Consider the following 21,136-nt stretch of genomic DNA (forward strand, 5'->3'; position numbering starts at 1 on the left):
GGTGAATCCGCGGACGGGGCCTCGTCCGCGGGTCAGTCGGGGACGCGGGCGTGCCGCAGCACCTCGACCACGGGATCCAGCCGCGTGTCGGCGGTGCGCCGGATCAGGAACGTGGTGAGCGTGGCGACGAGATCGTCGATCGGCAGGACCGCGCATTCGTTCGGATCCAGGGCCAGCGCGGTCGCGGATTCGACCGGCGCGAGGGTGAAGCTTTTGGTGCTGCGCAGGAAGATCAACAACCCGCTGACGTCGGAGAACTGCGCTTCCGGATCGACCAGCACGCCCTTGGCGGCGAGCTGCTCCGCGCGCCGGGAGCCGAGATCCCAGTGCCGCGGGCCCTGCAGATACTGGAATCCGCGCAGATCGGCGAGGGTGAGCGAGGTCCGGTCAGGAAACCGCGACGCGTCCACGACGGCCCCGAGCGGTTCGCGGTAAAGGACGATGGTCGACAGCCGGTCGTCGGAAGTGCCCAGGTGCGACACGGCGAGGTCGAGCGAGTTGCTGAGCAGCGCCGATTCCATTCCGAGCGACGGCATCTGCCGCAGGGTGAACCGGTAGGAGCCGTCGAGCGCGCGGATCGATTCGCTGAGCTGGCGGCGGTGCGCGGGGTTGAGCACGTCGGGGATGGCGAGCCGGACGTCGGCGCGCTGGTCGCGGGTGCGCATCCGGACCGGAATGGCGTCGAAACCCGAAACGACCGATTCGGCGAGCGGCAGCAGCGCTTCGCCGGCCTCGGACAGCCGGGTGTGGTGGGTGGAACGGTCGAACAGCGGTTCCCCCAGTTCGCGTTCGAGGTCGCGAATGCGCTGGCTGAGCGGCGGAACGGACATGTTCAGCGCCCGCGCCGCACGGGTGAAGTTCAGCTCGCGCGCGACCGCGAGGAAGTACCGCAGGTGGTGAATCTCCACGCTGAGCAGCGTACCCACGGTGTTATCACGGTGGTCATACCGATCTGATGCACTCGGTCATTCCCTTCTGGTGAGCAAGCGCTTAGCGTCTGTGGTGAAGCAAAGATCGTCAACGGGAGGACCGCGAAGATGGATGCCACCGGACCGCTTTCCGGGGTTAAGGTGCTCGACCTGTCGTCCGCGGTGATGGGCCCGTACGCCACGCAGATCCTCGGCGACTTCGGCGCCGACGTGATCCGGGTCGAACCGCTGCGCGACGTCGCCCGGCACTCGCCGGCCAACACCGGCCGCACGCCCGGGATGGCCCCGCTGTACATGCAGGTCAACCAGAACAAACGCAGTATCGAACTCGACCTCAAGGACCCCGCCGGCCGCGAAGACCTCTTCGCCCTGCTCGCCGACGCCGACGTCCTCGTCACCAACATGCGCGCAGCCGCGCTCGACCGGCTCGGCCTCGGCTACGAGCAGCTGCGCGAACGCTTCCCTCGCCTGGTCTACGCGCACGCGCAGGGTTTCGCGCCCGGCTCGTCGCGCGCCAACCGGCCCGCCTACGACGAGGTCATCCAGGCCACGTCCGGCCTGGTCAGCTTGCAGGACCGGGCGGGCGGCACACTGCAGTTCGTCCCGACCTTCATCGCCGACAAGACCGCCGCGCTGTACCTGCTCAACGGCGTGCTCGCCGCGCTCTTCGACCAGCAGCGCACCGGCAAGGGCCAGCAGGTCGAACTCGCGATGGCCGACGCGATGATCGCGGTCAACCTGGTCGAGCACCTGGCGGGCGACGTCTTCGTCCCAGCCGCCGGTGACGTCGGCAACCCGCTTTCGCTCAGCGACACGCACGCGGCCATGCGCACGGCCGACGGCGGCGCGATCGCCGCGGTGCCCTACACCAACGACGCCGTGCGGACGCTGCTGATCGGCGCCGGCCTCGAGGACGCCGCGGCCGATCCGGCCTGGGACTCCCCGGTGATCGACCGGGAGATTTTCACCGCGGGAGTGGAGAAGGTGCTGGCCAACTCCGCCAGCCGCACCACCGCGGAGTGGGAGGAGTACCTGACCGCCCACGACGTTCCGTACGCGGTCGTCGTCGACATCGCCGACCTGCCGACCGACCCGTACGTTCAGGAAGTCGGGCTGATCACCGAGCGGGAACACCCGACCGAGGGCACGATCCGCGTCGTGGAGAGCCCGCTGCATTTCTCGCGGACCCCGGCCGGGTTCCGCAGGCACGCCGAACGCGCCGGAGCGAGCACCGCCGAAGTCGTCGGAGCCGTACGCACCACTGAAGGGGTTTGATCGATGGATCTCGAACTGTCTAAAGAGGACCTCGCGTTCCGGGACGGATTGCGGGAGGTGTTCCTCGGCGCGATTCCAGAGGTTATCCGCAAGCGCAGCGCGCTCGGCCTGATCACGCGCGACGACATCGTCACGAGCCAGCGGATCCTGAACGAGCACGGTCTGGCCGTCCCGCACTGGCCGGTCAAGTGGGGCGGTCGCGATTGGACTCCGACGCAATCCCACATTTACGCCTCCGAACTCCAGCGCAACGCGGTGCCGCAGCCGCTCGCCTTCAACGCGAGCATGGTCGGCCCGATCATCGCCGAGTTCGGGAGCGAGGAGCAGAAGCAGAAGTTCCTCCCGGCCACCGCGAATCTCGACATCTGGTGGTCGCAGGGCTTCTCCGAGCCGGAGGCCGGTTCCGACCTCGCCGGGCTGCGCACCACCGCGAAGCGCGACGGCGACCACTACGTCCTCAATGGACAGAAGACCTGGACCACGCTCGGCCAGTACGGCGACTGGATGTTCGTGCTCGCGCGGACCAACCCGGACGCGCCGCGCAAACAGCAGGGCCTGTCCTTCCTGCTGCTCGACCTGAACACGCCGGGCATCGAGCGCCGTCCGATCAAACTGGTCGACGGGTCCGCCGAGGTCAACGAGTTCTTCTTCGACAACGTGGTGATCCCGGCGGAGAACCTCGTCGGCGAGGAGAACAAGGGCTGGACGTACGCGAAGTTCCTGCTCGGCAACGAGCGCAACGGCATCGCCCAGGTCGGCACCGGTCAGCGGATCTTCGCCGACCTCGCCGCCGCGGCCGCCGATCTGCCCACCGAGGACGGTCCGCTCTCCGGCGACGCGGAATTCCGCGCCGCCATGCACACCGCTAAGACCACGCTGCTCGCGCTGGAGGCGACCCAGATGCGGGTCACCGCCGCCTCGGAAAACGGCCAGCCGAGCCCGGTGTCGTCGCTGCTCAAGATGGAGGGCACGCAGGCCCTTCAGGCGCTGACGAAGCTGCGCATGCGCGCGGCCGGGTCCGACGGCATGCTGCTGGACACCGAATCGCCGGTGCGCGCCGACGAGGCCGCGGTCGTGGCCGCGGCGCAGTACCTGAACCAGCGGAAACTGTCGATTTTCGGCGGCTCCAACGAAATCCAGCGCGGCGTCATCGCGAAGACGATCCTCGGTCTGTAAGGGACGGCGACTCATGAACCTCGAATTCAACGAAGACCAGAAGCTGCTGTTCGAGACCGTCGACACGGCGGTCGGCCGCGGCTACCCGGCAGGCGGCCGCGCGGCCGCGACGAGCAGCGAGCTCGGCTGGAACGACCAGGTCTGGAGCACCCTCGGCGAGCTGGGTCTCGCCGGTCTCCCGATCTCCGCGGACCACGACGGCGCGGGCGCGGGCCCGGTCGAGGTCTACGCGACGCTGGAGGCGATGGGCAAGCACGCGGCGGCCGAACCGCTGCTCGACGGCGTGTTCCTGCCGTCGTGGATCATCGCCGAACTGGGCACCGACGACCAGGTCAAGGAGCTGCTGCCGCTGCTCGCCAGCGGCGGCACGACGATCGCGGTCGCGCACGCCGAACCGGGACGTCCGTGGGGCGTCGCTCCGTCGGTGTCGGCGAGCGGTTCCGCGCTTTCCGGCACGAAGTCGCCGGTGCGCAACGCCGATCAAGCCGACAAGTTCCTGGTCACCGCGGTCGACGAGAACGGCCGCACCGGGGTGTACCTGGTCGAGGCGACCGCTGAAGGCATCACTCGCGTGGACGGCCGGGCCGCGGACTGGGGTCACACGTCGCAGGTCGAATTCGCTGGTACGCCTGCGGTTCTCCTCGGCACCTCGGAAGCTGACGTATCGGCCGCGTTGCGTCGCGCGTTCTCGCGGGTGCGAGTCGCGGTGACCGGCGAGGCGATCGGCCTGATGGAGACCGGGCTCGCGATGACCGTCGAGTACCTCAAGACCCGCAAGCAGTTCGGCGTTCCGCTGGCGGCGTTCCAGGCGCTCGTGCACCGTGCCGCCGACCTGTACGCGAAGGTCGAGCTGGCCCGTTCGCTGGCGCTGTGGGCCACCGCGACGGTCGAGGCGTACGACAACGGCGCCTCCACTGTGGACCTTGATGCCGCGGCTGACGACGCGTTCGTGTTCGTGTGCGACGCGGCGACCGCGACCGCCGAGGAGATCGTCCAGCTGCACGGCGGCATCGGAATGACTTACGAATCAGAGGTCGCGCACCACGCGGCGCGCCTCATCGCCATCACGGAGAGTTACGGCGGAGTGAGCGCGGCCCGCCGCCGCGCGCTAGCGTCGGACGCGTTGCTGACGCCGCCGAGCGCGCTGCTCAACAACGCGGACGCGGTCACCGCCTGAGAAAGGAGCGCGCCATGCCGGTCGTCGCGATCGTCGGCGCAGGGGTCATCGGAGTGTCGTGGGCTCGGCTGTTCGCCGAGGCCGGCTGGACGGTGCGGGTCACTGATCCACGCCCGGACCTGCGGGAAATCGTCTCTCGCGACCTCGCCGGGCTGCCCGCTACGGCAGTCGCGGACCTCGCGGAAGCCGCCGAAGGCGCCGACTTCGTCCAGGAGTCGGGCCCGGAGCGGATCGAGCTGAAGCGGGAAATGTTCGCGACGCTCGCCGCCGCCACGCGTGACGACGTGGTACTGGCGTCCTCCTCGTCGTCGCTGTTGCCCTCGGTGATCGCCGAGGGCAACGCGGCGGCCTCGCGGATCGTCATCGGGCATCCCTTCAACCCGCCGGAGCTGATGCCGCTGGTCGAGGTGGTGCCCGGGGTCTCGACCTCTTCGGAGACCGTGGCAAAGGCCGTCGAGGTCTATCGCGGGCTGGGCAAGAAGCCGATCACGCTGAAGAAGGAAGTGCCCGGCTTCGTCGGGAACCGGCTGCAGAAGGTCTTCAACGACCAGGCGATGTACCTCGTGCAGCAGGGCGTGATTTCCGCGGGCGACCTGGACGAGCTGGTCAAGGCGTCGCTCGGGCCGCGGTGGGCGACCATCGGGCCGTTCGAGAGCATGCACCTCGGCGGCGGCCCGGACGGGATCCGGCACCTGGTGACTCACGTCGGCTCGCAGATGAAGTTCGAGATCGGCCGTCCGGACCGGGAACACCTCGATGCGGTGATCGACGAGGTCGAGCAGACCTACGGGGCCGCGGACACCTACGCCGAGCGGGTCGAAGCGCGCGACAGCCGGACCCGCGCGCTGCTGGACGCGCTGGAGAAGGAATGAGCCTCACCGAGCAACTCGAGGCCTCGCTCGCCAACCCTGCGACCACTGACGAATACGATCTGCACCAGCCGCTCGCCGACTTGCTGGGTTCGGTCGGCCTGCAAGAATCCGACGCTGGTGGCCAGATTGAGTTCACCGGGGCTGACCCGGTGCTGCCGGGCGCGCTGCGGCTGGCCGGGGCGACGTCCATCGCGCTGGCGGCGAAATCCGTTGCGGTGGCTAAAATCTGGCAGCTGCGCGGCGGACGCGGGCAGGACATTTCGATGGACCTGCGGACCGCGCCGCACCGGCTGTGCCCGTTCTACGACAAGAAATGGGAACTGCTCGACGGCTACCCGCAGGGCGATCCGGCGCGCGTCGATCCCGCCTTTGGCACTGACCGCTTCTACGCCACCGCGGACGGCCGCTGGGTGCACCCGATCAGCCCGTATCCGAAGCTGCGCAACGACGCCGCCGCGCTCCTCGGCGTTCCTGAGCGGGATGCCGTGGTGCGGCAAGCGATCGCGCAGTGGAACTCGTTCGAGCTGGAGGACGCCGCGGAGGCCGCCGGTGTCATCATGCCGGTGGTGCGGACGACCGAAGAGCTGATGGCGACCGAGCAGTACCAATCGGTGCTCTCGACGATGCCGCCGGTGATCGTCGAGCGGATCGGCGATAGCCCGCCGGAGCCATTGCACCCCAACCCTTCCACGCCGCTCGAAGGAATCCGCGCACTCGGCCGGGCGCACATCATCGCGGGTGCCGGCTGTGGCCGGGCTTTGGCATTGCACGGCGCGGACGTGCTGAACGTGTGGGACCCGGGCGAATACGAACTGCCGCTGCTGTACGCGACGTCCAATGTGGGCGTTCGCTCCACCCGGCTCGATTTCCGCCGCCCGGCCGATCAAGAGCGAATGCACTGGCTGCTCGCCGGCGCGGACATCTTCTACGCCAACCGCCGCCCCGGATACCTTGCGCGGCACGGACTCGACGCGGAAACCGCCGCCGAGATCCGGCCCGGAATCATCCACGCCGAGGTGACGCTCAACGGCGGCACCGGCCCGTGGTCCGGACGGGTCGGCTTCGACCAGACGGCCGGCTGCCTGTCCGGAGTCATGCTGCTGGAAGGCGAGGGCGGAGTTCCGTCGCTGCCGGCCGTGCCAGTGGTGAATGACTACATCACGTCATGGTTCCTGCAACTGGGAATCCTGCGCGCACTCATGCTTCGCGCCGAGTGGGGCGGTTCTTATCGGGTGCAGGTTTCGCTCACGCGCGTCGCCTTGTGGTTGCTGAGCCTGGGAATCTTCGACAAGGGCTACGCCGCGGAGGTCGCCGGTGTCGCACCAGGGCACGAATACTTCGATCCCGAGACATTCACCGCGGACACCCCGCTCGGTCGCTACCGCGGCGTCACCGAACAAATCCGGATGTCCGAGACTCCGGGCTATTACACGAATCCGTTGATCCCGAGGGGATCGCACCGTCCAGAGTGGAGGTGACATGTTCAGCGAGCTAGTGGTGCTGGGCATTCGCACCGGGACGATTTACCGCGTCGGACTTCCCGACGGGCAGGTTACCCCGCTGTACAAAGACGCCGGCGTCTCACCGGATGGCGTTGTCGTCGCCGATGGCACTGTTTACTGGACCACCATGGGCATGCCTTCGCGCGACCCGTCGGTGCCGGGTGAGGCCGGCCTCGACTACTCGGCGCGAAACGGCGGTCTGCACGCGGTTTCCTTCGACGGCACCGGCGCACGCGATGTCGTCCCGAATGGAACTCTGACCACCGGGAAACAATTGGCGTACAACGGTTCTCTGTATTGGGGCGACCGGGAAGGCTATCGGATCACCCGGGTCAATCCGGATGGCACGGGGCTCACGGACCTGATCGTGAACGAGCCGGACGACAGCGGGATGCAGGAATGTGTCGGCGTCACTGTCGACGCTACGCAGCTCTACTGGACGCAGAAGGGCCCGGCGAAGGGCGGCGTCGGCCGGATTTTCCGTGCTGGACTGGAGATTCCGTCGGGGGAGACCGCACGCGACCGGTCCGACATCGAGACCCTGTGGGATCACCTGCCGGAACCGATCGACCTGGAGATCCACGGCGGATACCTGTACTGGACCGACCGCGGCGCGGCCCCGAAGGGCAACACGCTGAACCGAGCACCGATTCCCGCCCCGGGGGAGAAAGGCGCCGAGCCCGAGATCCTGGCGAGCGGCTTCACCGAGGCGATCGGCCTGGCGGTGGACGACGAGGTCGCTTACGTGTCCGACCTCGGCGGCCGGATCACCGCGGTGCCACTGGACGGCGGCGCATCGCGGGTGGTGATCGATATGGGCGAGTTGTTGTCCGGGATCGCCGGGATTCGGCGTTAACGCACCGCGATACCGCGCAAAATCATCTCCAGCATGTGCAGCAAGTGCTCCTGGAGATCAAACGGCGCCGCCTCGCTCTCGATCCATGAGCTGAGCGTTCCGAAATATGCCGTCGCCAGCAGCAGTCCCGCTTGTGCCGGATCGATATCCGGCCGGATTTCCCCCGTCTCCTGCGCCCGCGCGACGAACGCGCCGAATTGACGTGCCAGTTCCGGATTGCCGAACACGTTGGTGGAGTGGATCGCCGCGCCCATGCAGGCGACGGTTTCCGCTCGGGAGTCGAGGCTGTTGCGCGCCAGTTCGATCAGATACCGGCTGAGCACCTCGCGCAGCGGCCGGTCTTCCAGGTTCTCGGCGCGCACCGCGGTCATCGCGCGTTCGCGGCGGCGCAGGCTCCACTCGTCGAGGAACGCCGTCTTGCGCTGGAAGTGGTTGAACACGGTGGCGCGCGCGGTGTCGGCGCGCTCGGCGATGTCCTCCATCGTCGTGTTCTCGTAGCCGCGTTCCACGAACAGCTCCACGGCCGCCTGGAACAGCCGGTCGCGGCGTTCGTGTCGCTGCCTGGTCCGCCGATCGCTCGTCGCTTCTGCCGTCATGCCTCGCAGTCAACCATCATTTCCGCGCGGCGCCTGCTGAATGGCGCCCTTGACGCTACTTACGTCGCGGCATAAATTGGACGCAGGTCCAAACTTATACTCCAGTTCAAGGAGGCGGCGATGCGGCTGGTCACCTACGAATCCGCGGGCGCGGCCAGGCTCGGTGTGCTGCATGGCGACGTCGTGGTGGATCCGGCGCGGGTCTTGCGGGCGGCGAAGGCCGGAGCCGAAGCCGCGACCGAGATGGTCGCCTTCTTCGAGGGCGGGGCGGAGGCGCGCGGAAGGGCTGAGCAGGCGCTTCAGCTCGCCGGCGCAGCGACCGAAAAGGGCGAGGTCTTGGTCGACGAAGGTCGTCCAGCAGTCCTTCCGCGAGAGGAAGTCCGCCTGCTCGCGCCGGTGCCGAGGCCACGCCGGATCCGCGACTATCTGACCTATACGCAGCACGCCCAGGGCTCTGGCCTCGACGTTCCGCCTGCCTTCGCGGCGATGCCGATCTGCTACCAGGGCAACGTCGAGACGGTGATCGGGCCCGACGAGCCGTTGCTGTGGCCGTCCTACACCGCGCAGCTCGACTTCGAACTCGAACTGGGGTTCTTCACCTCCGGCGGCGGCCGGAACCTCACGCCAGCCGAGGCGGCCGGACGCATTGCCGGGGTCACGATCTTCAACGACGTCAGCGCCCGCGACATCCAGATGTTCGAGATGAGCATGACCATCGGTCCGTCCAAAGGAAAACACTTCTGCACCGCGATGGGGCCGTGCGTGCTCACGATGGACGAGGTCGACGAATGGGCGGTGCGGATGACGGCCGCGGTCAACGGTGAGGTCTGGGCATCGGGGTCCACAAAGGACCGCCAGTTCTCGTTCGCGGAAGTGCTCGCATGGGCGTCGCTGGACGAAGACGTTTATCCCGGCGAATTTTTCGGGCTCGGCACCGTCGGCGGCGGATGCGGGCTGGAACTGGACCGCTGGATCCAGCCGGGCGATGTGGTGGAACTCGCCGCATCTGGCATCGGTGCGCTGCGGAACCCGGTGGGACCACGGCAGATCGCGCCGGACGGTGCGGGATTGGCTTCGTATCAGGGTGCACCTGAAGTGCACGTCCGCTAGGAGGCAGGCATGCCCAACGAAATTCCCTACACCAAAGGACATCACCGGCTCACCGAACACTGTTCGGCCTGGCTGGTCCCGGACGGAACCTGGGGCTGGAGCAACGCCGGACTGATCGCTGGCACCGGAGAATCCCTCCTGGTCGACACGCTCTTCGACGTGCCGATGACCCGCGAGCTGCTCGACGGGCTTCGCGAAACCACAGTGGACAGTCCTATCAAGACAGTCGTGAACACGCACGCGAACGGAGACCACTGGTTCGGCAACGAACTGGTCGCCGACGCCTCCATCATCGCGTCCGAAGCCACGGCGGAAGAGATGCGCACCAACGGCCCCGACCTCATGCGCGGCCTGGTGGGTCAGGAAGGCCCGCTGGGCCGCTTCGCCCAGCACATCCTCCATCCGTTCGACTTCGACTCCATCACCGCGACCCCGGCGACCCGGACGTTCGCCGAGCAGCTGAAGCTCGACATCGGCGGCGTCGCGGTGGAAATCCGCTGCCTCGGCCCCGCGCACACCGAGGGCGACAGCGTTGTGCTGGTCCCCGACGAGGGCGTGCTCTACGCGGGAGACCTGCTGTTCATCGGCGGCACCCCGATCACCTGGGCGGGACCGGTGACGAACTGGATCGCCGCCTGCGACGCGATGCTCAAGATGGACGCCGAGTTCGTCGTCCCCGGCCACGGCCCGGTCACCGACGCCGACGGCATCCGTTCGGTCCGCGATTACCTGCAGTGGGTGCGGGCCGAGGCCGCCGACCGGCACCGCCGGGGGATGACCTCGGAGGAGGCGATGCGGGACATCTCGCTGGGCCGGTTCGCGGACCTCGACGAACGGGGCCGCCTCGCGCAGAACGTGCTCGCGGTGTACTACGAACTCGACCCGGAGATGGAGCGCGTGGACACCCGCGAGGTGTTCCGCCGCATCGCGGAACTGGAAGGGTTCGCGTGAGCCGCTAACCCGCCACGGTCAGGATCCCGAGCGCCAGCAGCACGAGCACTTTCACGGTTTCCGCGGCGAGGTAAACGAAATGCGCGCGGGAGCGCGGCAGCTCCACGCCTTCCGGGGCGGCGAGGACGCGGTCCGTCCGCCGGTTCAACGCCGGACGGACCGCCCCCAGTTGCCCGATCAGCACCACTGCCGCCACCGCCGCCAGCACCGTCACGGCGGTACCCGGCTGCCCGGCCACCACCGTGACCACGACCGCCGCCGCGAGCAGCACCTCGGCGATGTTCAAGGCGCGGAACACGATCCGGCCGATGCCGAGGCCGATCGGGATGGTGACCCCCGGCGCGCGGAACTTCAGCGGGGCTTCCAGGAACGAGATGGCGAGCACCATCCCGAACCAGACGAACGTGAAGGCGCCAATCAGAGCAATCGCATGCACAGCTTGGAAAACCTCGATCCCGGTGTTCGGCCCGCCGCTGCCAGGCTACTCCCGCCGCCAGGTCACCGGCAGCCGCACCGGACCGTAGATCGACGCGTCGTGCGGCAGGTCCACCTCGGCGAACGGCACCGCGAGCCGTAGGTCCGGAAACCGCGCGAACAGCCGGAACAACGCGATCCGCATCTCGACCCGCGCCAGCTGCTGCCCGAGACATTGGTGCACACCGTGGCCGAAGCCGAGCTGCCCGGTCGCCTTGCGCGTGACGTCAAGGCGGTCCGGGTCCGGGAACTTCTCCGGATCCCGGTTGGCGACCGGAAGCGACATGACGATCGGATCGCCCGCCTTGATCGTCATACCGCCGAGTTCGACGTCTTCGAGCGCGGTGCGGATCGGCCCGATGTGGATCACGCTGAGGTAGCGCATCAGTTCCTCGACCGTGCCCGCGGTGAGCTCCGGATCGGCCTTGAACTTCGCCAGCTGCTCCGGGTTCTCCAGCAGCGCCAGCGTGCCGAGCGCGATCATGTTGCGGGTCGTCTCGAATCCGGCGACCAGCAGCATCATGCCGATGTTGGCGAGTTCCTCGTCGGTCAGCTCCCCGCCGCGGACCAGGTCGGACAGCAGGTCGTCGCCCGGGTTCGCGCGCTTCTCCTCGATCTGCTCGGCGATGAACGCGACGACGCCCTGGGTCGCGTCGATCCGCTCGGCGATCGGCACGTCCTTCGAGAACATCGTGGTGGTGTAGCCGTCGAACTCGGCACGGCGTTCGTACGGCGCGCCGAGCAACTCGCAGATCACCAGCGACGGCACCGGCCGCGCAAACGCTTCCACCAGGTCGACCGGACCGTCCGCGGCGGCCATCGCGTCGAGGTGGGCATCGACGATCTCGGCGACGCGGTCCTCCAGTGTGCGCATCCGGTGCACGGTGAACGCCCCGGTCAGCAGCTTGCGGTAGCGGTGGTGGTCCGGGTCGTCCATTCCGGTGAACACCCCCGGGTCGGCGGGCTTCGGCGGCGGCAGCGGGCCGAAATCGAACGGAATCTTCGCCAGTTCCGCGCGTGCGGACATCCGTTTGTCCGCGAGCACCGCCCGTACTTCGTGGTACCCGGTGACGAACCAGCCTTGGGTGCCGTCCGGATACGTCAGCGGCTCGACCGGAGCCTGCGTGCGCTGGGCCGGCACCGGATCGAACGGACACGCGCCCCTTGCGAGCGGGAGTCCTGCCTGACGGGTCATCGTCGCTCCTTCCCCTCTGAATAGTTCAGAAGGTACACAGCGTTCATAAAGTTGTGAAGACAATGTTGGAGCTGAACGGCGAGTGGATGGGGAATCACCGGCCTGGCCTAGTGCTAGCACTGCTAGACAATCGAGCGGCAGCAGTGCTAGCGTCGAACCAGTATCTAGCAGCGCTAGATTCAGTCGACAGCAAGGAGAAGTGCCGGAATGGCCAAGTTGCAGAGCCTCGACCCGCATACGCCGATGTTCGCTCAGTTCAAGGAGAAGACCGGGCAGATCGTCCTCGCCAACACCTTCGTCGTCCCGAAGGAGCGGACTGCCGAGTTCCTGGCGCTATTCCGGAAGCAGGCCGAGTTCATGAGGGCTCAGCCCGGATTCGTCTCGCTGCGGATGCACCAGGGAACGGCGGGGAGTCAACTGCTGCTGAACGTCGCGGTCTGGGAATCGACCGAGGCGCTCGCCGCGGCGTTGAGCAACCCCGAATTCCAGCGGGTGGCGGCCGAGTTTCCCGACGACATCGTGTCGTACTCGCACATCTTCGAGGAGATCGCGGTCTAGCTCGCTTCCGCGGCGTCGAGCGCCGGAACGAGCGGTTCGAGCGTTCGCCGCAGCAGATCCGGCAGCGAGCCGGACACGACCACCAGGCCGTTGCCTGCCGGTTGCGTCCACTGCTCCAGTGCGACCCGGACTGCCGCGGCGACGGACGCGGCCAGCACGCGCGCGGTCCGCGGGTCGCCGACCCGGGCCGCGATCACCTCCTGCAGCGGGTCTTCGAGAGCGGCCGGAGCGTCGAGAAATGCCGTGCGCAGCCCGGGATCCGTGGTGATCAGCAAGAGGGCGTCGCGGCTCTGCCCGCCGGGATCCGTGTACTGCTCCGCGATCGCGTCGGGGATCGCCTCGGCCAGCCGGGTGTCCGGCGAGCGCTCGGCGACAGCGGCGGCGATCCGGTTCTCGCGGTCCGCGGTGACCGCCGCGACGATCGCTTCCTCGCGGCTGGAGAAGTAGTTGTTGTAAGTCCGCGGCGACACTCCGGCCGCTTCGGCGATGTCGTCGACGCGCACGTTCGCCGGCCCGTGTTCGATCGCCAGCCGCAGGGCTGCTTCGCGCAAGGCGACCCGAGTGGCCTGCTTCTTCCGTTCGCGCAATCCGGTCACCCGGTCAGTCTCGCAGGGTTCATGCGCCTACGCAAACTTGCGTGTACGCAAGTTTCGTGCGTAGGGTGGGCGGCGTCCCCGAACGAGAGGAAACCGCCATGCGCGGCAAGGGAATGACGTACGAGACCGGATTCGTCCGCAATGGACGGTCGTCGAGGGAGAGCTTCGAACCGGAGGTGGTGAAACGCGAACTGGCGATCATCCGCGACGACCTGCACTGCACCGCGGTGCACGTCGTCGGCGGCGATCCGGATCGGCTGGAGCAGGCCTCGCGGTGGGCCGCCGAACTGGGGCTGGAGGTGTGGTTCTCGCCGTATCCGCTGGAGCAGTCCCGCGACGAGATGCTCGCCCTTTTCGCCGACTGTGCCACCCGCGCGGAACGGTTGCGCGCCACCGGGGCGAAGGTCGTGTTCGTCACCGGCGTCGAGCTGAGCGTGATGAACGAAGGCTTCCTGCCGGGCAAGGACACCGCCGAACGCGTCAGCCTGCTGCTCGCCGAACCGGAGGGCCGCGCCGAACGGCTGGCCGAGGTGGGCAAACGGCTCGACCCGTTCCTCGACACCGCGGTCAAGATCGTGCGGGAACGGTTCCACGGCCCGGTCACCTACGCGTGCATCCAGTTCGAGCAGGTGGACTGGAGCCGGTTCGACTTCGTCACGGTGGAGCTCATCCGCTCCGCCGAGGTCGCCGACGTCTTCCAGCAAGGCGTGCGAACGCTGGTGGCGCAAGGGAAACCGGTCGCGATCACCGGCTTCGGCACGGCGACCTGGCGCGGATCCGGCGACGTCGCGCCGCGAAGCATGGAAATCGTCGAGTACGACAAGGACACCGGCGATCCGCTTCGCATCGACGGCGAGTACGAGCGGGACGAAGCCGGACAGGCCGCGTATCTGCGCGAGCTGCTGGAGATCTTCGACGCGGAGGGAGTGGACAGCGCGTTCGTGTTCCTGTTCGCGCTCTACAACTACCCCGGTGAGCTCGACCTCGCGAGCTTCGGGCTGGTGCGGATGCTGGAGGTCGGGTCGGGCACGGCGTACCCGGGGCTGAACTGGGAACCGAAGGAGGCGTTCGCGGCGGTCGCCGAGCATTACGCGAAACCTTGACTCAGCGGGGTCCGGGCGGGTGAGATCCGGACATGTCGACGAAGACGAGCGCACTGGGCAACCGGGTCATGGCCAAGGCGGCGGTACGGATCATGCCGCTGCTGATGCTGCTGTACTTCGTCAACTACCTGGACCGGGTCAACATCGGGTTCGCCGGTCCGAACGGGATGAACAAGGAACTCGGCCTCACCGCGACGGCGTTCGGGCTCGCGTCCGGGATCTTTTTCATCGGCTACCTGATCCTCGAGGTGCCGAGCAATCTCGCCCTGCACCGGTTCGGCGCGCGCCGCTGGATCGCGCGGATCATGATCACCTGGGGCGCGGTGGCCGTCGCGATGGCGTTCGTGCCGAATACCACGACGCTAGTGGTGCTGCGGTTCGTGCTCGGCGTTGCCGAAGCGGGGTTCTTCCCCGGCATCATTTTGTATCTGACGTACTGGTTCCCGGCGGCGCAGCGGGCGAAGGCGGTCGCGCTGTTCATGTGCGCGGTGCCGGTTTCGAGCGCGATCGGCTCGACCGTCTCCAGCCTGCTGATCAGCGGCGGGCACGGCATCTTCGGGCTGTCCGGCTGGCGGTTCATGTTCCTCGTCGAAGGCATTCCGGCGATCCTGCTGGCGGTCGTCACGTGGTTCTGCCTGAGCGACCGGCCGGAAACCGCGAAGTGGCTGTCGGCCGAGGAGCGCGACTGGCTCACCAGCGAACTCGACGCCGAACGCCGCGCCACGGAAGCCGAACACCACTGGCCGCTGCGGAAAGCGCTCACGCATCCGCGGATCCTGGGGCTGGCTTTCGTGTACTTCGCGGTGGTTTACGGCCTGTACGCGCTGGGCTTCTTCCTGCCGACGATCATCGCCGGGTTCGGCGAGGAGTTCGGCACGAAACTCACCGTGTTGCAGGCGGGTTTGGTGAACGCGATCCCGTACGTCGCGGGTGCGCTGGTGATGGTCCCGTGGGCGCGCCACGGCGACCGGACCGGGGAACGGACGTGGCACGTCGCGCTGCCGATGCTCGTCGGCGGCGCGGCGATCCCGGTCGCGCTGTACCTCGGAAACCCTTACGCCACCATGACCGCGGTCACCATCTGCGCGATGGGCGTGTGCGCGGCGCTGCCGACGTTCTGGGCACTGCCCTCGAACTTCCTGTCCGGCGCGGCGGCCGCGGGCGGGATCGCGTTGATCAACGCGCTGGGCAACCTGAGCGGGTTCGTCGCGCCGTACGTGACGGGCTGGCTGCGCGACTTGACCGGCACGCAGCGGACCGGTTTGTGGGTGGTCGGCGCGTGCATGGTCGCCGGAGCCGTGCTGGCAGTGGCGTTGGGGGCGAAGCCACGCGCGTCCCGCCGGTGATCAGCCGGCGCGGCGGACCCGGTCGGTCAGCACCTGTACTTCGGTCTCGAACAACGCGTCGGCGTCGAGGCCCATCGCGGTGAAGCCGCCGCCGATTTCGAGGCTGACAAAGCCATGCAGCCGCGACCACAACGCGACTGCCAGCTGATGGTTCTCGGTGTTCGCGCGCCGGGCGTCGAGCACTTCCTCGTTGTCATACGGCTTTCCGCCGGTGTCGGGGTCGTGCAACACCCCTAGCACCACGCCCATCAGCCCGCGGGCCGCGTCGGCGAGCGGTTTGGCGTGCGCGTCGTAGCCGGGGAACGGTGCCTTGAACAGCAATTCGTACCGGTGCGGCTCTTCGCGGGCCCAACCCCGGTAGGCGGCGGCCAGCAGCCGGATCCGCGCTTCCGCGTCCGGTGCGTCGGTGCCGAGAGCTTGCGCCATGGCCTCGCGGAGGTCGTTGTACGCGTCGATGACCAGGACGTTCAGCAGTTCGTCGCGGCTGGAGAAGTAGCGGTACAGCGCCGGGCCGGACACGCCGAGCTGCTTGGCGATGGCGTTGATGGAGATCGCCTGCGCGCCCCCCGCCGCGAGCTGGTCGAGTGCGGCGGATTTGACCTCCTCGCGCACCTGCTCGCGGAACCGTTCGCGCATCGGTTTGCGGGTGCCTGCTGCGGGCATCCCCACCTCCTTGACGACGCCCGACGGTAACATGGCCGATCGTTCGGAAGACCTTCTAACTGTTCATCCGGTCTTCGAAGGCTCGCTCGACCTCGTCGCGCTCGACAGCGGGACCAGGCACTTCGATCGGCCCCTCGGCCGCGAGGCCGTTGAGGAAGTGCGCGATCTGCCGTCTCGCCAGGTGAGTCCAGTCGAGAACGGACGCCTTCGGCTGCGTGAGCAGGGTGCTGAACGCGATGAGATCGGTGGCGTTGACCGGACCGCGGATGCTGCCGTCCTCGCGGCCGGTCGCGAGGAAGAACTCGAGCCGTCGGTAAATCGACTTCCGGGCCGCTACCGCTTCCGGGGTGACCAGCGGAGGCGCGCCGTGCAGCGGAAGGACGAGCTGGTCGGCGATGTCCACGGTGCCTTCGAGGTAGCGGCGGACCTGCTCCAGGCCGGTGCTGTCGTCGTCGATCTGGTCGAGCAGGTTGTTGAGCAGGCCGTACGCGCGGTGCTCCAGCGCTTGGAGCAACGCGTCGCGGTCGGCGTAGCTGCGATAGAGCGTGCCGATCCCGAGACCGGCCTCGGCGGCGATGGTGGCCAGCGGGACATGCCGGCCTTCGCGAAGCATCGCCGCGGCAGCCGCGGACAGCAGCCGTTCACGGTTGGCCTCCGCGTCCTTGCGGACCTTGCGCGGGCGGGACATCGGTTCTCCTCGCGGTGCCTGGACACTGCCCGTCAGCTTAGGCTAGCTTGGATAAGCGGACGAAATAGTCCGGATCTTCTGTCAGGTTGTCTGCTTCCGGATTTCGTTGCCTTGCAGGGAGAATCGAAGACCGCTCTTCTTCGGTGCGATTGTGTCCACTGTGTACTCCGACCTCGCCGGCGAACGCTTCGACCGGAGCGGGCGATCAGCCGTCCGGCTGGTTCGCGGAATTCGCCGATACCGCTGTATGCCCGGAAAATCGGTTGACCAGGATGGCAAAGTGGGGTCACGTGAGTGATGACGCGAACCACCTCCTCCGTGCTGCCAGTCTGGCGACCCCGATGGCGTTGCGAGTCGCGGTAACGCTCGGCTTGCCCGACCGGCTGCGCGCCCCTGGCACCGTCGACGATGTCGCCGCTGAACTGGATCTCTCGCCGATCGCGCTCGACGTCCTGCTCGGCCACCTGGTCACCCTCGGCGTGGTCGAGCGCACCGACGAGGGCTACCTGACGACCGCGTACGGCGCGAATCTCTGTCAGGACAAGGAAAACGGGGTAGCCAACCTCCTGCACCTGGACCGTGCCGCCGGTCGCGCCGAACTCGCTTTCGTCGAGTTGGCGCACAGCATCCGGACCGGCGAGGCGGCATACTCCCGTCGTTACGGCAAGGATTTCTGGGCCGATCTCGCCGAACAGCCGCATTTGCGGAAGTCCTTCGACCAGCAGATGACGAACCGGTTCCGCACGGAGATTCCGCAAGTGGTCGCCGGAATAGACTGGTCTTCTTTTGCCACGGTGGTCGACGTCGGCGGCGGTCGAGGAGATTTGCTCGCCGCGATCCTCGATGCCAATCCGAAATTGCGCGCCCACCTGATCGACCTCGAACCGACCGCGAGCGAGGCCCGCGCTGCCTTCGCTGCCCGCGGGCTCGCTGACCGGGTCGAGGTCCGCGGCGGCAGCTTCTTCGATCCACTTCCAGCTGGTGCGGATGCCTATGTCCTGGTGGACATCCTGCACAACTGGGACGACGAGAACGCTCGCCTCGTCCTGAAGCGGTGCGCGGAGGCGGCAGGACAGTCCGGCCGGATTCTCGCCATCGAAGCGGTCAGCGGAATTCACGCGCGCACCGAAATGGACTTGGTCATGCTGGTCCATTTCGGCGGCCGTGAACGACGGGTGGAAGAGTTCCGCACCCTCGCCGATTCGGCAGGTTTGGTCCTGGAATCGGCCATCCCGTTGACCGACCAGCGAGGTCTCCTGGAATTCCGCGTCGCCTAACGCGGCGACCGTCCGAGCAACGCGACGAGCCGATCCAACGGCGGCGCGTCCTCGGCGACCGGCACTGGCGGCGCGAACGGGCTTCGCTCCGGCGGAAGATCAGCGAGTTTCGCCGTACTGAACGCGATTTCCCGCTCCACCATGGCGTCGTCGAACTTCGCCTCCTGCCCAGTGGCGCGCGCGAGGTCCCAGCCGTGCACGAGTTCCTCGACGATCCGCAGCTGCACCGCGGCGATCCCCGGAACCGTCCCGGCTGGGACCTCGACAACCTGTTCCAGCACCCCCGGCTGCCGGAACGCCGCGAGCAGACCGGCAACGGCGTCCCGATAGGCCGCCACCGGGTCGTCGCCTAGCGCGTCGAAGGTACGAGGGTCCAGCGAGCCGCCCTCTTCGCCGCGCAGGACGGCGGTGAACAGCCGGTGCCCGAGGACCAGATGGTTCACCAGTTCGCGGACCGTCCACTCCGGGCACGGCGTCGGCGCGTCCCAGCGAGACACGCCCGCGACCAGCGCGCTGGTGGAATCGAGGACCGCGGCCAGATCGTCGACAGGGTTCATCGTTTCGCCTTTCTCAGGGGTCACCAGTACAGACACCGCCCGCCCCGGAAACGGAACGATGGCAGGATGCGAGAGTGGGCCAGGACATCCTCGATCGCGCACGCGCCGGAGACGCGCACGCCTTCCGCGAGCTGGTCGAGCCCTATCGGCACGAGCTGCAAGTGCACTGCTACCGCATCCTCGGTTCCCTCACCGACGCCGAAGATCTCCTGCAAGAGACCCTCCTCGCCGCCTGGCGCGGGCTGGACGGCTACGCCGGTCGCGCGTCCGTGCGCTCCTGGCTGTACCGGATCGCCACCAACCGCTGCCTCAACGCCCTCCGCGACGCCGGCCGTCGCGTCCCGGCCGAACCGTCGCCGCCGTTCACCCCGACCGAGCCCACGCGCCGTACCGAAGTGACCTGGCTGCAGCCCGCCCCGGACGACCCCGCCACGCAGTACAGCGCCAAGGAAACCTTCGAGTTGGCATTCGTCGCGGCCTTGCAGAAACTCCCGCCGCGCCAAGCCGCCGTCCTCGTGCTCCGGGACGTGCTCGACTACTCGACCGCCGAGGTCGCCGACCTGCTGGACACCAGCTCCACCGCGGTCAAAGGCGCCCTGCAACGTGCGCGAGCCCAGCTGCGGCAGACCGTCGAACCTGCTCCGCCAGCACCGCGCGAACGGGAGATCGCGCAACGGTTCGCGGACGCGTTCAGCGAGGGCGACGTCGAAGGAGTAGTCGCCCTCCTGACCGACGACGGCTGGCTCGCCATGCCGCCCGCTCCGCATGAGTACGTCGGCCGCGAAGCCGTCACCGCGTTCCTCACCAGGTTCGGGCAATGGCGCGGCACCCGACGATTCCGACTGCTCCCGACGCGTGCCAACACCCAGCCAGCCTTCGCCTGCTACCTCACGGAACCCGACGGAACGGTGGGTTATCCCGCCGGAATCCTCGTCCTCGCACCGTGGGGCGACCGAATCCGCACCGTCACGTGGTTCCTCGAACCCGAGTTGTTCCCGCGCTTCGGCCAGCCCGCGGAGGTGACGGTGTGCTGACCACCCTGGCGATCCAGAACTACCGCTCGCTGCGTGACCTGGTGCTGCCGCTTTCGCAGCTGACCGTGATCGTCGGCGCGAACGGCACCGGCAAGTCCAGCCTGTACCGCGCACTACGCCTGCTAGCCGACGCGGGCCGCAACGGCGCAGTCGCGGCCCTTGCCGGAGAAGGCGGCCTGCCGTCAACGCTGTGGGCGGGCCCGGAAAAGATCGGCCGCGCCGTCCGCGAGGGCCGGTCACCAGTGCAACCCTTGCAACGAACCACCGCGGTCGGCCTGCGACTCGGCTATTCCGGCGACGAATTCGGCTACGCCCTGGATTTCGGCCTGCCCGTGCCCAGCCGCGAGCCCTCTCCAACGGCTTTCAACCTGGACCCGGAATACAAACGCGAATGCGTCTGGCACGGCCCAGTACTGCGCCCGTCCGCGCTGCTGGCCGACCGCTCCGGTACGAGAGTCCGCATCCGCGACGAGTCCGGGGCCTGGGTCGAAAGCGGCCACTCGATCGCCCTCACCGACAGCATGCTGAGCGAATTCGCCGACCCTCGCCTCTGCCCGGAACTCCTGATCGTCCGAGACCGAGTCCGCGCGTGGCGGTTCTACGACCACTTCCGCACCGACGCCGACGCCCCAGGGAGGCAAAGCCGCATCGGCACCCGAACCTGGGCCCTGGACCACGACGGCGGCGACCTGGCCGCGGCCCTGCGCACCATCCAGGAATCCGCCGACGCCGACGCCCTGACCGCCGCAATCGACGACGCGTTCCCCGGCTCGTCGGTGGAAATAGCCACCACCGACGGCCGCTTCGACCTCCGGTTCCACCAACACGGTCTGCTCCGCCCCCTCAGCGCCGCCGAACTCTCCGACGGAACCCTGCGCTTCTTGCTGTGGGCCGCGGCTTTGCTCAGCCCGCGCCCGCCGGAGCTGCTGGTGCTGAACGAACCGGAAACGAGCCTGCACCCGGACCTGCTGCCAGCGCTGGCCGCGTTGATCACCGCTGCGGCGAAGAAAACGCAACTGCTGGTGGTGTCGCACTCCCAGCTGCTGGTGCGGTTTCTCGAGGACGCTTCGGTTTTGGAGCTGGAGAAGGACTTTGGTGCGACTGTGGTGGCTGGGCAGGGGAGGTTGGACCAACCGGCTTGGCATTGGCCGAAACGGTGAAACCTGGCGTGATGGCGAGAAAACGCTCGCCGGGGTCAGCC

Annotated in this window: 22 protein-coding genes; 14 read left to right on the plus strand and 8 right to left on the minus strand. The window is 68.0% G+C overall.

Going from position 1 to position 21,136, the window contains the following annotated elements; genetic code table 11:
- Positions 1–32: 32 nt before the first annotated feature.
- On the minus strand, positions 33–908 hold the full coding sequence (locus tag H4281_RS04555; RefSeq protein ID WP_182889620.1) for a LysR family transcriptional regulator: 876 nt from the start codon (positions 906–908) through the stop codon (positions 33–35).
- A 129-nt stretch (positions 909–1,037) separates the two neighbouring features.
- On the opposite strand from H4281_RS04555, the gene H4281_RS04560 reads away from it, so the two are divergent.
- From H4281_RS04560 to H4281_RS04585, 6 genes are read left to right on the plus strand one after another with little or no spacing between them, the layout of a single operon-like run.
- On the plus strand, positions 1,038–2,204 hold the full coding sequence (locus H4281_RS04560; protein WP_182889621.1) for a CaiB/BaiF CoA transferase family protein: 1,167 nt from the start codon (positions 1,038–1,040) through the stop codon (positions 2,202–2,204).
- Between the two features lie 3 nt (positions 2,205–2,207).
- The gene (locus tag H4281_RS04565; protein WP_182889622.1) at positions 2,208–3,380 is read left to right on the plus strand and encodes an acyl-CoA dehydrogenase family protein; all 1,173 of its coding nucleotides are present in this window, start codon (positions 2,208–2,210) and stop codon (positions 3,378–3,380) included.
- Positions 3,381–3,393: 13 nt separating this feature from the next.
- Positions 3,394–4,557 (plus strand): acyl-CoA dehydrogenase family protein, encoded by a 1,164-nt coding sequence (locus H4281_RS04570; RefSeq protein WP_182889623.1) that lies wholly within the window; start codon positions 3,394–3,396, stop codon positions 4,555–4,557.
- A 14-nt stretch (positions 4,558–4,571) separates the two neighbouring features.
- On the plus strand, positions 4,572–5,429 hold the full coding sequence (locus H4281_RS04575; RefSeq protein ID WP_182889624.1) for a 3-hydroxyacyl-CoA dehydrogenase NAD-binding domain-containing protein: 858 nt from the start codon (positions 4,572–4,574) through the stop codon (positions 5,427–5,429).
- Positions 5,426–6,907 carry a CoA transferase gene (locus H4281_RS04580; protein WP_182889625.1) on the plus strand — a complete coding sequence of 494 codons (1,482 nt, stop codon included), beginning with the start codon at positions 5,426–5,428 and terminating at the stop codon, positions 6,905–6,907. Before H4281_RS04575 ends, H4281_RS04580 begins: the two co-directional genes overlap by 4 nt.
- Before the next feature lies 1 nt (position 6,908).
- Positions 6,909–7,787, plus strand: a complete 879-nt coding sequence (locus tag H4281_RS04585; protein ID WP_182889626.1) for an SMP-30/gluconolactonase/LRE family protein — start codon at positions 6,909–6,911, stop codon at positions 7,785–7,787.
- Here H4281_RS04585 and H4281_RS04590 read toward each other — a convergent pair.
- A complete protein-coding gene (locus H4281_RS04590) occupies positions 7,784–8,383 on the minus strand; it encodes a TetR/AcrR family transcriptional regulator (RefSeq protein WP_182889627.1) in 600 nt (199 codons plus the stop codon). The two genes, H4281_RS04585 and H4281_RS04590, sit on opposite strands and share 4 nt — an antisense overlap.
- Before the next feature lie 120 nt (positions 8,384–8,503).
- Between H4281_RS04590 and H4281_RS04595 the strand changes: the two genes are divergently transcribed.
- Together H4281_RS04595 and H4281_RS04600 are read left to right on the plus strand one after the other, a co-directional pair.
- Positions 8,504–9,493 carry a fumarylacetoacetate hydrolase family protein gene (locus H4281_RS04595; RefSeq protein WP_182889628.1) on the plus strand — a complete coding sequence of 330 codons (990 nt, stop codon included), beginning with the start codon at positions 8,504–8,506 and terminating at the stop codon, positions 9,491–9,493.
- Between the two features lie 9 nt (positions 9,494–9,502).
- Positions 9,503–10,444, plus strand: coding sequence for an MBL fold metallo-hydrolase (locus H4281_RS04600; RefSeq protein WP_182889629.1), 942 nt, complete (start codon positions 9,503–9,505; stop codon positions 10,442–10,444).
- A gap of 4 nt (positions 10,445–10,448) precedes the next feature.
- Here H4281_RS04600 and H4281_RS04605 read toward each other — a convergent pair whose 3' ends face one another.
- Both H4281_RS04605 and H4281_RS04610 read right to left on the minus strand, forming a co-directional pair.
- A complete protein-coding gene (locus tag H4281_RS04605; RefSeq protein ID WP_182890210.1) occupies positions 10,449–10,832 on the minus strand; it encodes a hypothetical protein in 384 nt (127 codons plus the stop codon).
- A gap of 93 nt (positions 10,833–10,925) precedes the next feature.
- Complete coding sequence (locus tag H4281_RS04610; RefSeq protein ID WP_182889630.1) at positions 10,926–12,113, minus strand: cytochrome P450; 1,188 nt, start codon at positions 12,111–12,113, stop codon at positions 10,926–10,928.
- A gap of 207 nt (positions 12,114–12,320) precedes the next feature.
- On the opposite strand from H4281_RS04610, the gene H4281_RS04615 reads away from it, so the two are divergent.
- A complete protein-coding gene (locus H4281_RS04615) occupies positions 12,321–12,671 on the plus strand; it encodes an antibiotic biosynthesis monooxygenase family protein (RefSeq protein WP_182889631.1) in 351 nt (116 codons plus the stop codon).
- Here H4281_RS04615 and H4281_RS04620 read toward each other — a convergent pair.
- A complete protein-coding gene (locus tag H4281_RS04620) occupies positions 12,668–13,267 on the minus strand; it encodes a TetR/AcrR family transcriptional regulator (protein WP_182889632.1) in 600 nt (199 codons plus the stop codon). The two genes, H4281_RS04615 and H4281_RS04620, sit on opposite strands and share 4 nt — an antisense overlap.
- Before the next feature lie 98 nt (positions 13,268–13,365).
- Between H4281_RS04620 and H4281_RS04625 the strand changes: the two genes are divergently transcribed.
- Together H4281_RS04625 and H4281_RS04630 are read left to right on the plus strand one after the other, a co-directional pair.
- Positions 13,366–14,370: a glycoside hydrolase family 113 protein gene (locus H4281_RS04625; protein WP_182889633.1), complete on the plus strand. Its 1,005-nt coding sequence runs from the start codon at positions 13,366–13,368 to the stop codon at positions 14,368–14,370.
- Positions 14,371–14,402: 32 nt separating this feature from the next.
- Entirely contained in the window at positions 14,403–15,716 is a 1,314-nt protein-coding gene (locus H4281_RS04630; protein WP_182889634.1) for an MFS transporter, read from the plus strand.
- Here H4281_RS04630 and H4281_RS04635 read toward each other — a convergent pair whose 3' ends face one another.
- Positions 15,717–16,379, minus strand: coding sequence for a TetR/AcrR family transcriptional regulator (locus H4281_RS04635; RefSeq protein ID WP_182889635.1), 663 nt, complete (start codon positions 16,377–16,379; stop codon positions 15,717–15,719). It lies immediately after the preceding gene.
- A 55-nt stretch (positions 16,380–16,434) separates the two neighbouring features.
- Complete coding sequence (locus tag H4281_RS04640; RefSeq protein WP_182889636.1) at positions 16,435–17,067, minus strand: TetR/AcrR family transcriptional regulator; 633 nt, start codon at positions 17,065–17,067, stop codon at positions 16,435–16,437.
- A 290-nt stretch (positions 17,068–17,357) separates the two neighbouring features.
- Between H4281_RS04640 and H4281_RS04645 the strand changes: the two genes are divergently transcribed.
- Positions 17,358–18,344, plus strand: coding sequence for a methyltransferase (locus H4281_RS04645; RefSeq protein WP_446680381.1), 987 nt, complete (start codon positions 17,358–17,360; stop codon positions 18,342–18,344).
- Here H4281_RS04645 and H4281_RS04650 read toward each other — a convergent pair.
- On the minus strand, positions 18,341–18,901 hold the full coding sequence (locus H4281_RS04650; RefSeq protein ID WP_182889638.1) for a TIGR03086 family metal-binding protein: 561 nt from the start codon (positions 18,899–18,901) through the stop codon (positions 18,341–18,343). The two genes, H4281_RS04645 and H4281_RS04650, sit on opposite strands and share 4 nt — an antisense overlap.
- Positions 18,902–18,975: 74 nt before the next feature.
- Between H4281_RS04650 and H4281_RS04655 the strand changes: the two genes are divergently transcribed.
- Positions 18,976–19,935, plus strand: a complete 960-nt coding sequence (locus H4281_RS04655; RefSeq protein ID WP_182889639.1) for an RNA polymerase subunit sigma-70 — start codon at positions 18,976–18,978, stop codon at positions 19,933–19,935.
- Complete coding sequence (locus H4281_RS04660; protein WP_182889640.1) at positions 19,929–21,095, plus strand: AAA family ATPase; 1,167 nt, start codon at positions 19,929–19,931, stop codon at positions 21,093–21,095. The genes H4281_RS04655 and H4281_RS04660 overlap by 7 nt, the downstream gene beginning before the upstream one ends.
- The last annotated feature ends 41 nt before the right edge of the window (positions 21,096–21,136 follow it).

Source organism: Amycolatopsis dendrobii, from assembly GCF_014145675.1.
In the GTDB taxonomy this organism is placed as follows: domain Bacteria; phylum Actinomycetota; class Actinomycetes; order Mycobacteriales; family Pseudonocardiaceae; genus Amycolatopsis; species Amycolatopsis dendrobii.

Excerpts from the sequence above, each read along its gene's own strand:
- H4281_RS04560 (WP_182889621.1), top strand. The coding sequence starts at position 1,038 with ATGGATGCCACCGGACCGCTTTCCGGGGTTAAGGTGCTCGACCTGTCG.
- H4281_RS04565 (WP_182889622.1), top strand. The coding sequence starts at position 2,208 with ATGGATCTCGAACTGTCTAAAGAGGACCTCGCGTTCCGGGACGGATTG.
- H4281_RS04570 (WP_182889623.1), top strand. The coding sequence starts at position 3,394 with ATGAACCTCGAATTCAACGAAGACCAGAAGCTGCTGTTCGAGACCGTC.
- H4281_RS04575 (WP_182889624.1), top strand. The coding sequence starts at position 4,572 with ATGCCGGTCGTCGCGATCGTCGGCGCAGGGGTCATCGGAGTGTCGTGG.
- H4281_RS04580 (WP_182889625.1), top strand. The coding sequence starts at position 5,426 with ATGAGCCTCACCGAGCAACTCGAGGCCTCGCTCGCCAACCCTGCGACC.
- H4281_RS04585 (WP_182889626.1), top strand. The coding sequence starts at position 6,909 with ATGTTCAGCGAGCTAGTGGTGCTGGGCATTCGCACCGGGACGATTTAC.
- H4281_RS04590 (WP_182889627.1), bottom strand. The coding sequence starts at position 8,383 with ATGACGGCAGAAGCGACGAGCGATCGGCGGACCAGGCAGCGACACGAA.
- H4281_RS04595 (WP_182889628.1), top strand. The coding sequence starts at position 8,504 with ATGCGGCTGGTCACCTACGAATCCGCGGGCGCGGCCAGGCTCGGTGTG.
- H4281_RS04600 (WP_182889629.1), top strand. The coding sequence starts at position 9,503 with ATGCCCAACGAAATTCCCTACACCAAAGGACATCACCGGCTCACCGAA.
- H4281_RS04605 (WP_182890210.1), bottom strand. The coding sequence starts at position 10,832 with ATGGTGCTCGCCATCTCGTTCCTGGAAGCCCCGCTGAAGTTCCGCGCG.
- H4281_RS04610 (WP_182889630.1), bottom strand. The coding sequence starts at position 12,113 with ATGACCCGTCAGGCAGGACTCCCGCTCGCAAGGGGCGCGTGTCCGTTC.
- H4281_RS04615 (WP_182889631.1), top strand. The coding sequence starts at position 12,321 with ATGGCCAAGTTGCAGAGCCTCGACCCGCATACGCCGATGTTCGCTCAG.
- H4281_RS04625 (WP_182889633.1), top strand. The coding sequence starts at position 13,366 with ATGCGCGGCAAGGGAATGACGTACGAGACCGGATTCGTCCGCAATGGA.
- H4281_RS04630 (WP_182889634.1), top strand. The coding sequence starts at position 14,403 with ATGTCGACGAAGACGAGCGCACTGGGCAACCGGGTCATGGCCAAGGCG.
- H4281_RS04635 (WP_182889635.1), bottom strand. The coding sequence starts at position 16,379 with ATGCCCGCAGCAGGCACCCGCAAACCGATGCGCGAACGGTTCCGCGAG.
- H4281_RS04640 (WP_182889636.1), bottom strand. The coding sequence starts at position 17,067 with ATGTCCCGCCCGCGCAAGGTCCGCAAGGACGCGGAGGCCAACCGTGAA.
- H4281_RS04650 (WP_182889638.1), bottom strand. The coding sequence starts at position 18,901 with ATGAACCCTGTCGACGATCTGGCCGCGGTCCTCGATTCCACCAGCGCG.